General features: G+C 44.8%; 13 protein-coding genes. 9 read left to right on the top strand and 4 right to left on the bottom strand.

All coding sequences use genetic code 11. The features are described from left to right. Positions 1-211: 211 nt before the first annotated feature. A complete protein-coding gene (locus ACESTD_RS00700; protein WP_005832915.1) occupies positions 212-2,401 on the bottom strand; it encodes a glutamine synthetase III in 2,190 nt (729 codons plus the stop codon). 416 nt (positions 2,402-2,817) lie between these two features. Between ACESTD_RS00700 and ACESTD_RS00705 the strand changes: the two genes are divergently transcribed. Both ACESTD_RS00705 and coaW read left to right on the top strand, forming a co-directional pair. Then, positions 2,818-5,139 (top strand): DUF5686 family protein, encoded by a 2,322-nt coding sequence (locus tag ACESTD_RS00705; RefSeq protein WP_034522728.1) that lies wholly within the window; start codon positions 2,818-2,820, stop codon positions 5,137-5,139. 167 nt (positions 5,140-5,306) lie between these two features. Beyond that, positions 5,307-6,137 (top strand): type II pantothenate kinase, encoded by an 831-nt coding sequence (coaW, locus tag ACESTD_RS00710; RefSeq protein WP_008665214.1) that lies wholly within the window; start codon positions 5,307-5,309, stop codon positions 6,135-6,137. A 3-nt stretch (positions 6,138-6,140) separates the two neighbouring features. Here coaW and ACESTD_RS00715 read toward each other — a convergent pair whose 3' ends face one another. After that, positions 6,141-6,962 carry an alpha/beta hydrolase gene (locus tag ACESTD_RS00715; protein ID WP_005832910.1) on the bottom strand — a complete coding sequence of 274 codons (822 nt, stop codon included), beginning with the start codon at positions 6,960-6,962 and terminating at the stop codon, positions 6,141-6,143. A 196-nt stretch (positions 6,963-7,158) separates the two neighbouring features. Here ACESTD_RS00715 and rpsA point away from each other — a divergent pair, with 196 nt between their 5' ends. From rpsA to ACESTD_RS00750, 7 genes are all read left to right on the top strand, one after another. Then, on the top strand, positions 7,159-8,955 hold the full coding sequence (gene rpsA, locus ACESTD_RS00720; RefSeq protein WP_005831997.1) for a 30S ribosomal protein S1: 1,797 nt from the start codon (positions 7,159-7,161) through the stop codon (positions 8,953-8,955). Positions 8,956-9,130: 175 nt separating this feature from the next. Then, a complete protein-coding gene (locus ACESTD_RS00725; RefSeq protein WP_373158586.1) occupies positions 9,131-9,634 on the top strand; it encodes a hypothetical protein in 504 nt (167 codons plus the stop codon). Positions 9,635-9,649: 15 nt separating this feature from the next. Beyond that, positions 9,650-9,922 (top strand): hypothetical protein, encoded by a 273-nt coding sequence (locus ACESTD_RS00730; protein ID WP_373158587.1) that lies wholly within the window; start codon positions 9,650-9,652, stop codon positions 9,920-9,922. Between the two features lie 34 nt (positions 9,923-9,956). Beyond that, positions 9,957-10,871: a ribonuclease Z gene (locus tag ACESTD_RS00735; RefSeq protein WP_195288414.1), complete on the top strand. Its 915-nt coding sequence runs from the start codon at positions 9,957-9,959 to the stop codon at positions 10,869-10,871. Between the two features lie 54 nt (positions 10,872-10,925). Beyond that, positions 10,926-11,480, top strand: coding sequence for an RNA polymerase sigma factor (locus ACESTD_RS00740; RefSeq protein ID WP_005831992.1), 555 nt, complete (start codon positions 10,926-10,928; stop codon positions 11,478-11,480). A gap of 47 nt (positions 11,481-11,527) precedes the next feature. After that, positions 11,528-11,893: a hypothetical protein gene (locus ACESTD_RS00745; RefSeq protein WP_005831990.1), complete on the top strand. Its 366-nt coding sequence runs from the start codon at positions 11,528-11,530 to the stop codon at positions 11,891-11,893. A gap of 25 nt (positions 11,894-11,918) precedes the next feature. After that, on the top strand, positions 11,919-12,392 hold the full coding sequence (locus tag ACESTD_RS00750; RefSeq protein ID WP_035449335.1) for a hypothetical protein: 474 nt from the start codon (positions 11,919-11,921) through the stop codon (positions 12,390-12,392). An 86-nt stretch (positions 12,393-12,478) separates the two neighbouring features. Here the strand turns inward: ACESTD_RS00750 and mazG are convergent, their stop codons facing one another. Then, complete coding sequence (gene mazG / locus ACESTD_RS00755) at positions 12,479-13,300, bottom strand: nucleoside triphosphate pyrophosphohydrolase (protein ID WP_057097781.1); 822 nt, start codon at positions 13,298-13,300, stop codon at positions 12,479-12,481. Between the two features lie 11 nt (positions 13,301-13,311). Beyond that, positions 13,312-14,358 (bottom strand): DUF3810 domain-containing protein, encoded by a 1,047-nt coding sequence (locus ACESTD_RS00760; protein ID WP_373158588.1) that lies wholly within the window; start codon positions 14,356-14,358, stop codon positions 13,312-13,314. Positions 14,359-14,502: the final 144 nt, after the last annotated feature.

Below are 14,502 nucleotides of genomic sequence, written 5' to 3' on the forward strand. Positions count from 1 at the left end.
TAGGGGGGGAGATGAAGGAAAATCTATATATTTACGATTAGACGATTTACGATTGAAGTTTGTATTGTTAAACAACTACTCATTAGCAGGTGGGTTTATGATTGTATGAGTAACTCCAACCGTAAACCGTCAAATCGTAAATCGTAGTAACTTAATTGTTTATCGTAGTATCTCTATCCCCCTCCCTACGGGGGAGGGGCTAGGGAGAGGCCTACTTTGTAAACAGCAGCTCCCTATATTTCGGAAGCGGCCAGATTTCATCATCAATTTCCATCTCAAGGTGGTCGATGTGGTCACGGATACTTTCCAGATAAGGGCGTACGGTTTCTTCGTAAGCGAAAGCCTTGTCTTTGTAGTTATCCATGTGGTTGGCTACTTTGCGGGCTTCGGTCATTTCGCGTACTTGTACCTTGATGGCTGTTACGCGCTTGGAAATTTCGCGTACAAGCTCTTTCCGGTCGGCACTGAGGACTTCGTATTCTTCGGGAGAGAAGGTCTCGCGCAGGCCACGGAGATTTTCCAGCAGACGGTTTTGGTAGATAACGGCAGTCGGTACGATGTGGTTGATGGCAAGGTCGCCCAGCACACGGCTTTCTATCTGTACCTTCATGGTGTATTTCTCCAGTTCTACTTCCAGGCGGCAGGCAAGCTCCGTTTCGTTGAAGATACGTTCGCCGATGAGTACGGAACGGGACTGGTTATCCATGTAGTGCATCAGGGCTTCGGGAACGTGGCAGATGTTGGTCAGCCCACGGCGGGCGGCTTCCTGCTTCCATTGTTCGGAGTAGCCGTCACCCTCAAAGCGGATAGGCTCGGAGGCGATGATGGTCTCTTTCATAATGCGGAAGATGGCTTCATCCTTGCCGACTCCTTCTTCCATCAGTTTGTCGATGGAGACTTTGAATTCGTTCAACTGGTTTGCCATAGCTGCATTGATGGCAATCATGGCGGCGGCACAGTTGGCGGACGAACCTGCGGCACGGAACTCAAAGCGGTTGCCGGTAAAGGCGAATGGAGAAGTACGGTTACGGTCGGTGGTATCCAGTAATATTTCGGGAATACGTCCGATGCCTAATTTCAGTGTTGTCTTTTCTTCCGATGTCATCTTGCTGCTGCTTATCTGGCGAGCTATCTCGTCGAGGATGGAAGACAGCTGTTTGCCCAGGAAGATGGACAGAATGGCGGGAGGTGCTTCATTGGCTCCCAGACGGTGGCTGTTTCCGGCACTCATGATGGAGGCGCGCAGCAAGTTCTGGTTTTTGTATACCATCATCAGTACGTTTACCAGGAAGGTAAGGAACAGCATGTTTCCTTTCGGATTCTTGCCCGGTGCAAACAAATTGATACCCGTATCGGTGCAAAGCGACCAGTTGTTGTGCTTGCCGGAGCCGTTCACGCCGTTGTAGGGTTTTTCGTGAAGCAGTACGGCGAAGTGATGCTTGCGTGCGATGCGTTTCATCAGATCCATCACAAGCTGGTTGTGGTCGTTGGCAAGGTTGGCATTCTCAAAGATAGGCGCCAGCTCAAACTGGTTGGGAGCTACTTCGTTATGGCGGGTCTTGACCGGGATACCCAGTTTGTGACATTCGATTTCCAGTTCTTTCATAAAAGCTGTGACACGTGGGGGGATGGAGCCGAAATAGTGGTCCTCCAGCTGCTGGTCTTTGGCCGAGGAGTGTCCCATCAGGGTACGTCCGGTCAGACAAAGGTCCGGGCGGGCATTGTACAGTGCCGAGTCGACGAGGAAATATTCTTGTTCCCAGCCTAAATTGGTATAAACGCGTGTGATATTCTTGTCGAACAACTGGCATACGTCTGTCGCTGCTTTGTCTACGGCTGCCAAGGCTTTGAGCAATGGAGTCTTGTAGTCGAGCGCTTCGCCGGTATAAGAGATGAAGATAGTGGGGATGCAAAGTGTGGTATCTACCACAAAGGCAGGTGAGGAAACATCCCAAGCAGTATATCCTCGTGCTTCGAATGTGTTTCTGATACCCCCGTTGGGGAAAGAGGATGCATCCGGTTCCTGCTGGATGAGCAGTTTGCCGGAAAAACGTTCAATCACTTCCGTTCCTTCTCCGAATTCGATGAAGCCGTCATGTTTCTCGGCTGTTCCGTCCGTCAGAGGCTGGAACCAGTGCGTGTAGTGGGTGACGTTGAGGGACTTTGCCCAACTTTTCATGCCGTTGGCAATCAGGTCTGCCATTTCGCGGTTGATGGGAGTGCCTTTTTCGATGGCGTCGGTCACGGCTTTGTAGGCTTCACGAGGCAGGTATTCCTGCATTTTCTTACGGTCGAAGACATGGCTGCCGTAGTAGTCGGACAGTTTGTTTGAAGGGGTGGTCACTTCAAGAGGTTGCCGATTGGCAAGTTCTTGCAAAGCAAAAAATCGCATTTTTGACATATAAGTCTCTCCTTTTATTGGTTGTTGGGCGCAAAAATACATGTTTTTTCTGAACTACCCCCTCTTTTTTAGGGGGTATTCTCGAAAATATTAGTGTTTTTTGAGAATAGACCCCCTAAAAAAGTCTGCTTGTTATGGAAAAACGACCAAAAGCTTGCGTTTGTTACATGCCATGATTAGTAATCTTTCCGCATCACGATTAGTAATTTTAGTGCGTCGTGATTAGTAATTTTCATGTGTCACAATTACGAATCATTCTGTACATGACACTTGTGGCACCCTTTTTATAACAATTAATATAGGTTCGTATTTATCTCGCACAAACTATGTGTGCTTGTGTATTATTGTCTCTCGCGCGTAACATATGTTTTATAATAAAGGGTGTCACAAGTGTCATTCCCGCTTCTTTATGGAACATGTTTTTGCATTACACAAATTCTTCCGTATATTTGTCCCGATTCTATAAGGAGAAATTGCGGTTGAAACGTTTGTTGTTTATATGGATTTGGATTTGCTTCTTGTTTTCTTTTGTACAGAAGGCAGGGGCGGAGCGTGTATCTTATCCGGTTGACAAACATGTGAGTTCGGCAGACTCCATCATGGAGAAAGTCATCTTCTTTGCCCCCCTTTATGAACGTATTATTGAAAGTTACAAGGCTGAGCTTTACATAAAGGGCTGGGTGAATATCCGTAAGAAGAATCATATTCTCCGCTACATCCCTTCCATGTTCCGGCCCAAGAAAGGGGTGCGGGAATATATGATGGAAACTTATAGCGATTTGCATTTTACTGCTCCCGACATCTATGACCAGAAGGTAAAGGCAAGTGTCGGTACTGCTTCCGAGTTTTGGGAAATGGACGGACGGCTGCCGGAATATTTTCACATCAACATCTATTCTTCTACCTTATTATATGACAAACTACTCTCTCCTTTAGCACCCAATGCCAAAAAATATTATACCTATCGGATTGATACGGTGATGGGGGAACGGCATGCCCTTCAGTATAAAATCCGTTTTATGCCAAAAAGCAAAAGCTTTCAGCTGGTGGGCGGTTATCTGATTGTGAGTGATAACGTGTGGAGTGTACGCGAGATGCGTTTTTCCGGACGTAATGAGATGGTGCGGTTCAATAATCTGGTGAAGATGGGTAATGTGGGCGATTCGGACGAATTTCTTCCGTTGCAGTATGATGTGGATGCAACGTTTCGTTTTTTGGGAAATGTGGTAGATGGCACTTATGAAGCTGTACTCGATTATAAGAACATCATTCAGAAAACTTCTGGCAGTGATATACGGAGGTCGGTGAAGAAAAGTAAATATGACTTGTCCGATTCATACACGTTGCGTACTGATACGAATGCTTATCTACGTGATACTGCTTACTTTAAAACTTTGCGTCCCATTCCTTTGACTCCGCATGAGGAGACACTGTATCAGGATTTCTTCTTGCGTCGGGATACGCTCGCCCGGAAAAAGAAACCGGTGAATAAGAACTTGGAGTTTTGGGGGCAGATTGGAGATGCATTGATCAGTCGCTATACGGTAGACCTTGATAAATTGGGGAGTGTGCGCTGTTCACCACTAATCAATCCTTTTCTTTTGAGCTATAGCGGCAAGCATGGAATTTCGTATCGGCAGGAGTTCAAGTACAACCGTATTTTTACCGGTGATCGCCTGCTGCGCATCGTTCCCCGGATAGGTTATAATTTTAAGGAAAAAGAGTTTTACTGGAGGGTGAGGTCCGATTTTGATTATTGGCCCCGTAAGCGTGCAGCATTGCATCTGGAGTTTGGTAACGGTAACCGGATTTACAGCAGTGATGTGCTGGACGACCTGAAAGCCATCCCCGACAGTATTTTTGACTTCAACCAGATACACTTGGATTATTTCAAGGATTTGTATCTGAATCTGCGTCATAGCTGGGAAATAGTAAACGGTCTGTCGCTGGAAGTGGGTGTATCCATGCACAGACGTACGGAAGTGAACCGCTCCCGGTTTGAACTGAACTACCCGAGCATGCCGCCTACCAAGTCGGCCACCCGTGCCGGTTCCGGAGGTTCATCCTTCTTTCCGAATTTTGACCCGAATATCCTGAACAAGTTCCGCCATACCTATAATAGTTTTGCTCCCCGCGTCCGCCTCACCTGGACTCCGGGACAATACTATTATATGAATGGCGACCGTAAAGTAAATCTTCATTCCAAGTATCCTTCCATCTCAGTAGATTGGGAGCGGGGACTCAGTGGAGTGTTGCAGAGCAGTGGTTCGTACGAGCGTGTAGAGATTGATTTGCAGCATCAGGTTTCTTTGGGCTTGATGCGTGATATTTATTGGCGTTTTGGTTGGGGAGAGTTTACCAATCAGAAGGAACTGTACTTTGTGGACTTTGCCAATTTGCGGCGTTCCAATCTTCCTATGGGTTGGAGTGATGATATTGGCGGGGTGTTCCAGTTGCTGGACGGCCGCTGGTATAACTCTTCCCGTAAATATATCCGCGGACACCTTACCTATGAAGCTCCTTTCCTCCTGCTCCGCCATCTGATGAAATATACCCAATATGTATTGAATGAACGTCTGTATCTGAATGCATTGGTGGTTCCTCACTTGAAACCTTATCTGGAAGTAGGGTATGGCATTGGTACACATATATTTGACTTTGGCTTGTTTGCCAGCTTTGCAAACTGGAAGTATCAGGAAATAGGTTGCAAATTTACCTTCGAACTGTTTAACAGATAGCAATGTGGTAATGTGATTAATGTGCCAATGTGTCAATGACCAGGACGTGATGGCGTAGCATAAACATAGCGCAGCCAATTAGCCAATTAGCATATTGGCACATTATCACATTAATCAATTGTCAATTATTGATTCTTTTGTAACTTTGCTGCAAATTACTTGGAGCTATGGGTATAGTAATAGGAATAGATGTGGGTGGAAGTACCACGAAAATCGTTGGAATCAATGGAGAACAGATACAGTCTCCAATGTTTATTACGGCTACCGACCCGGTGACTTCCTTATTCGGAGCATTCGGTAAGTATATTTATGACAATGGTATACAGCTGGCCGATGTGGAGCAGGTGATGCTGACGGGAGTGGGAAGCGCATTTGTCAACAGCCCTCTATATGGACTGCCTACTCGCAAAACGGATGAGTTTATTGCCAATGGTTTGGGAGCTAGACATGCAACGGATATAGACCAACTGATTGTAGTCAGCATGGGTACCGGCACTTCTTTTGTGAAAATAGACGGAGACAAGGTGCAGCATATTGGCGGCTTGGGGATTGGTGGAGGTACCTTGCAGGGATTATCGAGGTTGCTGTTGAAAACTCATGATATTCATCAGGTGTCCGAGTTGGCTGAGAAAGGGGATGTAACTCGTGTCAACTTGCAGATAGGTGATATTTGCAACACTGCTTTGCCTGACTTGCCAGTGAGTGCTACCGCCTCTCTTTTCGGGAAAGCAGATAGCAATGCTTCTCAAGAAGATATTGCCTGCGGTATAATTTATACGGTACTTCAAACCATTGGAGGAGCTGCTGTACTGTCAGCTTTGAACAGTCCTATCAAGGATTTCGTTCTGATAGGAAATCTCACCCAACTGCCCCAGTGCCGGGAGGTGTTTTCTAAAATGGAAGCCATCTATCATGTACATTTTCATATACCGCCCTATGCTGAATATAGAACAGCAATAGGAGCGGCATTGGCATACGTAAAAGAAAGGCAAGGGTAGTGGTTACTTCTTGCCTGCCTTCTTCATATAGCTGTTTATCAAGGTACATGCGGGAGCGGCCACCGTACCGTGGTCAAATCCCTCCATCTGATAGAGGGTGGTTTTTTGTCCCAATGCTTTGAGGAGAGCATACAAATGGGCGTTTTCCTCATAGCGTGCCAGCATCTCCAACTCTTTGTCGCCAGTGATAAGTATCATGGGTGAAGCGTCTTTTCTTACGTTATTGGAAGGAGCATATTTATCTATAATCGGAGTGTCGGAAGGCAGCCCGCGTTCTTTGCGGATGGTGTAGTGGGTAGTGGTCTGTCCGCTGATGGGGAAAGCGCCTGCCAGGCTGTTGGCGTCAATATTCCACTTTGCCAGGTAACTCTTGTCCAGATTGAGCATCAGACAGAGATAACCACCGGCTGAATGACCGGCTATGTATATTTTGTCTTTATCTCCTCCGAATTCTTCTATATTCTCGAAAGTCCAAGCAACGGCCTCTGCGGCATCTTCCGTGTAGGCAGGATTTTGGGCACGCGGGCTGAGTCGGTAGTTTACGGCTATCACGGCGTAGCCTTGCTCCAGGAACTCCTTCGGAAAATGTTTTTCTCCGGCTTCCAGTCCTCCGCCGTGGAACCAGATAAGGGTGGCAAATCCTTTTTTATCAGTAGGATAATGGAGGTCGAGCTTACAACGCTCCAGCTTATAACTGTCCTTTTCGCCGGGATGAAGATAGGAAATGTTCTTTTGCGTACGGTAGTTGTTGTCCGTTGTCTGATTTTGGCTATAACATAATAATGTATAGCAAATGATGGAAATGCATGCGATTATCTTTTTCATGATAAATTATTGAGATTATGTATAAATGAAACGATGCAAAGGTAACATTTTTTTTATTCTTTAATTGATTATTCCACTGCTGTTTTGAATGCTTTTTGTTTTGTAGTTCAAGAAAATACTTCTATCTTTGCGCCCGATTTACAATGAGTCAACATAAAGTCTCACTTAATTAACGAGTTAAACAATTTATTTATTAATGGAAAATTTAAAGAATGTAGCTCCTATTGAAGACTTCAACTGGGATGCTTATGAGAACGGCGAATCAGTAGCCAGTGCAAGCCACGAAGAACTGGAAAAGGCGTATGACAATACGTTGAACAAGGTTAACGACCGCGAGGTAGTTGATGGAACCGTAATCGCAATGAACAAGCGTGAAGTAGTTGTGAACATCGGTTACAAATCAGACGGTATCATTCCGATGAGTGAATTCCGTTACAATCCTGAACTGAAGGTTGGTGATACTGTTGAGGTATACATCGAAAACCAGGAAGACAAGAAAGGACAGCTCGTTCTGTCTCACCGTAAAGCTCGTGCTACCCGTTCTTGGGATCGCGTAAACGCAGCTTTGGAAAACGAAGAAATTATCAAGGGTTACATCAAGTGCCGCACAAAGGGTGGTATGATTGTAGACGTATTCGGCATCGAAGCTTTCTTGCCGGGTTCTCAAATCGACGTGAAGCCTATCCGCGACTACGATGTATTCGTTGGCAAAACTATGGAATTCAAGGTTGTTAAGATCAACCAGGAATTCAAGAATGTGGTTGTTTCCCACAAGGCTCTTATTGAAGCCGAACTGGAACAACAGAAGAAGGAAATCATCGGTAAACTCGAAAAAGGACAAGTTCTCGAAGGTACCGTTAAGAATATCACTTCCTATGGTGTATTTATCGACTTGGGTGGCGTAGATGGTTTGATTCACATTACAGACCTTTCTTGGGGCCGTGTTAGCGATCCGAAAGAAGTGGTTGAACTCGACCAGAAACTCAACGTCGTTATCCTTGACTTCGATGATGAGAAGAAGCGTATCGCTCTCGGCTTGAAGCAACTCACTCCGCATCCTTGGGATGCACTGGATGCTAACCTGAAGGTTGGCGACCACGTGAAGGGTAAAGTTGTAGTTATGGCTGACTACGGTGCATTCATCGAAATCGCTCCGGGTGTTGAAGGTCTGATTCACGTATCTGAAATGTCTTGGTCACAGCACTTGCGTTCTGCACAAGACTTCATGAAGGTAGGTGACGAAGTTGAGGCAGTAGTCCTGACTTTGGACCGCGAAGAGCGTAAGATGTCTTTGGGTATCAAGCAGCTGAAGTCTGATCCTTGGGAAACTATCGAAGAGAAGTATCCTATCGGCAGCAAGCACACTGCAAAAGTTCGCAACTTCACTAACTTCGGCGTATTCGTTGAAATCGAAGAAGGTGTTGACGGCTTGATTCACATCTCTGACCTGTCTTGGACGAAGAAGGTTAAACATCCGTCTGAATTCACTCAGATTGGTGCAGACATCGACGTACAAGTTCTGGAAATCGACAAGGAAAACCGTCGCTTGAGCCTTGGCCACAAGCAACTCGAAGAAAATCCCTGGGATGTATTCGAAACTGTATTTACAGTAGGTTCGGTACACGAAGGTACTATCATCGAAATGCTGGATAAGGGCGCTGTAGTTGCTCTGCCTTATGGTGTAGAAGGTTTCGCTACTCCGAAGCACCTCGTTAAGGAAGACGGCTCACAAGCTCAGTTGGACGAGAAGCTTGAATTCAAGGTAATTGAGTTCAACAAGGACGCTAAGCGTATCATCCTTTCTCACAGCCGTATCTTCGAAGATGCTGCAAAGGCAGAAGAAAGAGCTGAAAAGAAGGCTGCTACTAAGAAGTCAACCGGTAAGAGAGAAGACGTTGCTCCTGCTATCCAAAACCAGGCTGCATCTACTACTCTGGGTGACATCGACGCTTTGGCTGCCTTGAAGGAACAGATGGAAGCTGGAAAGAAATAATTACTCCGTTCTATAAATGAAGGAAGGGTACTTGCGCAAACAAGTGCCCTTCTTTTTTATGATTTGTCAATAGAATTTTATGGAATTAAGGATGGTTTTTCCATAAATGTTTATCTTTGCAGGGTGGTTACTTTTGCAATCATAGAAATATTCAATAATTTAATTTTCATTTATTATGAAAAACATGTTCAAAAATGCAGGGAAGATGGTGTTGTTCACTTGCCTGTCGCTGATGTTACTAACCGCATGCGGCCAGAAGTCCAAACTCAAGCTGGCTATCGCAGCTGCCAACAAACAATGTCCCATGGATATGGGAGCTTCCGGCGAAATATCCAGTATTACTTTTGATGGGTCGGATGTGGTATATGTACTGCTTATGAATGAAAGTTTCCTCAATATAGACGCTTTGAAAGAGAATCCTGATGCAATGAAGTCTGCTGTGACTGTTATGTTCGGTAATCCACAAGGGTCCATTAAAGAGATGCTGGATTTGGTTGTCGGTACTGATTCCGGTATAAAGTTCATATATAAAGGAAAGACATCCGGTAACGAAGTGGAATGTTATCTGACTACTCAGGACTTGAAAGATATATTGAATGGCGGTTCAACTGCTGAAAGCAGTGATAAGAAGAAACTGGAAGAGCAAGTGAAGATGACCAACGTATCGTGCCCGATGTAGGTGGATGAAGCCACTATGCTCAATAAACTGACAATCGAGTCGGATAAGGTGCTTTATCATTATACGATTGACGAATCTGTAGTACAGATGTCTGCTTTGAAGGAAAATGCCGAACAGATGAAGGCAAATGTGAAGAACTCTTTGAACTCCTCCGATCCAGCCTTGCGCATGTTCTTGGAAGTATGTGTGAAGTGTGATAAAGGGGTGGGCTATCTGTATAAAGGGAATAAATCCGGAGAAACTTTTGAAATATCTTTTGGAGTTTCAGAGATAAAGGCTCTTCTATAAATCAAGGAGTAGAAATCAGTTCGGAAGGTTTGGAATGGAAAAATTTGAGTTACATATTCTTGGTTGTGGTTCCGCTTTACCCACAACGCGTCATTTCCCTACGTCTCAAATTGTGAACGTGCGCGACAAGTTGTTTATGATTGATTGTGGGGAAGGGGCGCAGTTGCAGTTCCGTAAATCACATCTGAAGTTTTCACGTTTGAATCATATTTTTATCTCTCACTTGCATGGAGACCATTGTTTTGGCTTATTAGGACTGATTTCTACACTTAACCTTTTAGGACGTACAGCAGAGTTGCATATCCATTCTCCCAAAGGGCTGGAAACATTACTGACACCTATGCTGGATTTTTTTAATAGGCAGATGACGTACAAGGTCCTTTCCCATGAGTTTGATACGAAAGAACCGATGCTGATTTATGAAGACCGTTCGTTGACGGTTACTACCATTCCTTTGCGTCATCGTATGCCGTGTTGTGGTTTTTTGTTTGCAGAAAAGCGGCGTCCTAACCATATTATCCGTGAAATGGTCGATTTCTACCAAGTGCCGGTATACGAATTGAATCGTATAAAGAATGGGGCCGATTACGTGACACCGGAGGGAAAAACTGTTTCCAACAACTTGTTGACCCGTCCTTCTGCTCCGTCCCGCAGTTATGCTTATTGCTCGGATACCATCTATCTTCCTTCTATCGTGGAGCAGATAAAAGGGGTTGATTTACTTTTTCATGAGGCGACATTTGCGAATGAGGATGCGCCACGTGCCAAAGAAACATTTCATACAACTGCTGCACAAGCGGCCGAAATAGCCAGGAGGGCTGAGGTGAAGAAGTTGTTGATAGGACATTTTTCGGCACGATACGAAGATGAAAATGTCTTGCTTCAAGAAGCATCCGCTATTTTTCCGGATACTCAGCTTGCCAAAGAAACACTTTGTGTATCGGTATGAATTAAACTTTTCGTATCTTTGGCAGTCTAAAACAACAAATGCGAATAGAAATTTATGACCCCTTCCTATAATGAACGCGAAGTGTTGGCTCTTCTACAAGAAGAAAGCACACAAAAGCGGGGATTTGAGATGATTGTTACCCAATATAGCGAGCAGTTGTATTGGCAGATTCGTCGTATGGTCCTCTCTCATGAAGATGCCAATGATTTACTTCAGAATACTTTCATTAAAGCATGGATTAATATAGATTATTTTAGGGCAGAGGCTAAACTCTCTACCTGGCTCTATCGCATAGCCTTGAATGAATGCCTCACTTTTCTGAACAAACAACGGGCTGCTTCCACAGTCTCTTTGGATGACCCCGAGGCAGATGCACTTCAAAAGCTTGAAAGTGATCCTTACTTCTCCGGTGATAAAGCAGAGATGGCTTTGCAAAAAGCCTTGCTTGCCTTGCCGGAAAAACAACGTATGGTGTTTAACCTGAAGTATTACCAGGAAATGAAATACGAAGAGATGTCCGATATATTTGGTACTTCCGTAGGTGCCTTGAAGGCTTCCTATCACCATGCCGTGAAGAAAATAGAAAAGTTTTTGGGTGAGGAGTATTAAACCTTTGCCACAAAACAATGTCTAATTAAACAGAAAGGAGAAAGCTTATGAAAGAAGAAGATAAAATACAGAAAAAGATAGGGACGGAAAATCCTTTCCGCGTTCCTGAAGGCTACTTTGAGAATCTTACTTCAGAGGTAATGAACCGGCTTCCCGAAAAAGAGAAACTCATTGCTGTGCAGACAGAGCCTACAATGTGGCAGAAGGTAAGGCCTTGGTTGTATATGACCGCCATGTTTATAGGTGCGGCATTGATTATCCGTGTAGCTTCTTCGGAGCATACTCCATCTGTAGAGCGTATGGCTGCTGATGATACGGAAACAGAAATGGAATATATTAATATGGCCGTAGAGAATTCCATGCTGGATGATTATTCATTGTATGTTTATTTGGCAGACTCTGATGCAGAATAAGGTAACAACACTCAACTATTTAAAAATGAAGAAACTAATTGTTTTATTGGTTATGATATGTGGCATTATGCCTCTGCTTTGGGCTAGCGATGGATGTGACCAGCATCTGTCACCTGAAGAGTTTCGTGCCAAACAAAAAGCGTTTATAACGGAGAAAGCCGGACTGACGAGTGAGGAGGCAGCCAAGTTCTTCCCATTGTATTTTGAATTGCAGGACCGGAAAAAGCAGCTAAATGACGAGGCTTGGAAGTTGCTTCGACAAGGGAAAGATGAAAAAACAACCGAAGCCCAGTATGAGGAAATTATGGAAGGTGTATATGATGCCCGTATCGCTTCTGACCGGTTGGACAAGACCTACTTTGATAAGTTCAAGAAAATATTGCCTTGTAAAAAGATTTATCTGGTGCAAAGGGCTGAAATGCGTTTCCACCGTGAATTACTGAAAGGCATGCATAAAAAGGGGGATGCTTCTCCACGAAAAACACAAGGAAAAAGATGAATAGTGAATGAATACAAATAAGGAAGGTTGCCACAATGATGTGAGCAACCTTCTTTTGTTAATGATAGATACCTCGCTTTAGCCAGCTAAACCTGACCTTTAGAAGAATCATCTTGTTTGCTTTCTTTTTCCAATGCTTTCGCTTCATTCCATAGCTTATCCATTTCTTCCAGCGTCATGTCATGGAGATTTTTACCCTCCTTGATGCTGTGTGCTTCTACATAGTTGAATCGGTTGATGAACTTCTGGTTGGTGCGTTCCAGTGCATTGTCCGGATTGATTTTGTAGAGGCGGGCAGCATTGATGAGGCTGAACATGACATCGCCGAATTCGGCTTCAGCCTTTTCTTTATCCATGTGGGCGACTTCAGCCTGGAATTCCTGGATTTCTTCTTTTACCTTATCCCACACTTGCTCGCGTTCCTCCCAGTCAAATCCTACATTGCGGGCCTTGTCTTGGATACGATAGGCCTTGATGAGTGAGGGTAGGGCAGCGGGTACACCGCTCAGCACTGTTTTGTTCCCATCTTTTTCCTTCAATTTTAGCTGTTCCCAGTTTTCAGAAACCTGGCCTGCGGTTTCGGCCTTTACATCGCCGAAGACATGGGGATGGCGGAAAATAAGTTTCTCACAAAGACGGTCGCATACGTCTTTCATATCGAAATCATCGGTTTCGGAGCCTATCTTTGCGTAAAAAGCCACATGCAGCAGCACATCGCCCAACTCTTTGCAGATGTCATTCTTGTCATCGCGCATCAAGGCGTCACAAAGTTCATAAGTCTCTTCGATAGTATTGGGGCGCAGACTTTCGTTGGTCTGCTTGCGGTCCCAGGGACATTTCTCGCGGAGCTCGTCGAGTATGTCGAGGAAGCGGCCGAAGGCCTCCATCTGTTCTTTTCTTGTATGCATGGTTTTGAAATTTAGTTTTTCCATTCTTCGTATGAGATAAGCAAGCCTATTACTTCCGAATAGTTCTTGCGTCCGCTTTGAATCTTGTTTCCTTTCAGGTACAAGTCGTAGATAAAGTTCTGGATGTCTCCGATGAGCGGACTGTATTTCTCCATCCAGTATTGCTGGTTCTTTTGGGCCAGTTCTATGATTTCAGGACGTATCCGGCTGAAAAGCTCTGCGTATTCTTCTTCGCTCATCAGTCGGCGAGCATTGCCCAGCACATGTGGGAGTACGGAGAAATACCCACTGAAACGAATCTCTTTCACCTGCGAACGGGTGCAGACCTGGTAAGCGTAGAAGTTGGCTTCTGCCTCGCTGGTGATGCCTAAAAGGTGTGCCAGCTCGTGGGCATAAGTAGCAGGATATTGTGGTGGAAGCAAATCGCCGTTCAGCGTGAATTCGCAGAAGAAAGGTCCCATGCTTCCCGTAACGCCTACCATGGAAATGAACGGGGTGAAAAGCATGGTCTTCACGCGCGGAGAGGAGTGGGGAGGGCGGTGTATCCCCAGCGTATCGCTGATTTGGTTGTATCCGTGTACGCTTTCCCGGCAGACCAATGGTTCGTCAATGGAGGTGACATCTGTATAGGAAGCATTCAGCTTGTCGATATAGTTGTCTACAAATGACTGAAAGATTTCGGGAGTATAGGCAGTATAAGGAATGTTTGTCCTGCCATAAAAGTCCTTTTGTGAGTAGTTCAGTCCCCATGCCAGATAGAACCATACATATATCCACAGCAAGTATTCCATTTCGTTCAGCAGAATCTGTTTCCACTTCTTCTTCTGGATATAGCGTGCCCTGATGGGATTGAAGAGGAGCCCGATGATGCTGAGGAAAATGAACAAGTCGCCTATGGCAAAAGGCATGAGTTTTGAAAAGGAGGACAAGAAATGGGAAATCACCGGATATACAGACTGTGCATATACTTCTCCCAATATTGGAATGAGTTGCGTTGCCCATACAACAGACAGTAATACGATTAATACGACATACCGGATTTTCAATTTGTCTCTCATTTTTATTTTCAACCTACCATTAAGAGGACTATCGACCTCTAACTCCTAAGCCCGGAGGGCGATAACTCCCTTTAACTCCTACTAACTCCTGACTCATTTTGTAGGGACAAAAATATATATTTAAATTTTAATTCATTAATTTTG

This window comes from Bacteroides sp. AR20 (genome assembly GCF_964250605.1).
Taxonomy (GTDB): Bacteria; Bacteroidota; Bacteroidia; order Bacteroidales; family Bacteroidaceae; genus Bacteroides; species Bacteroides uniformis.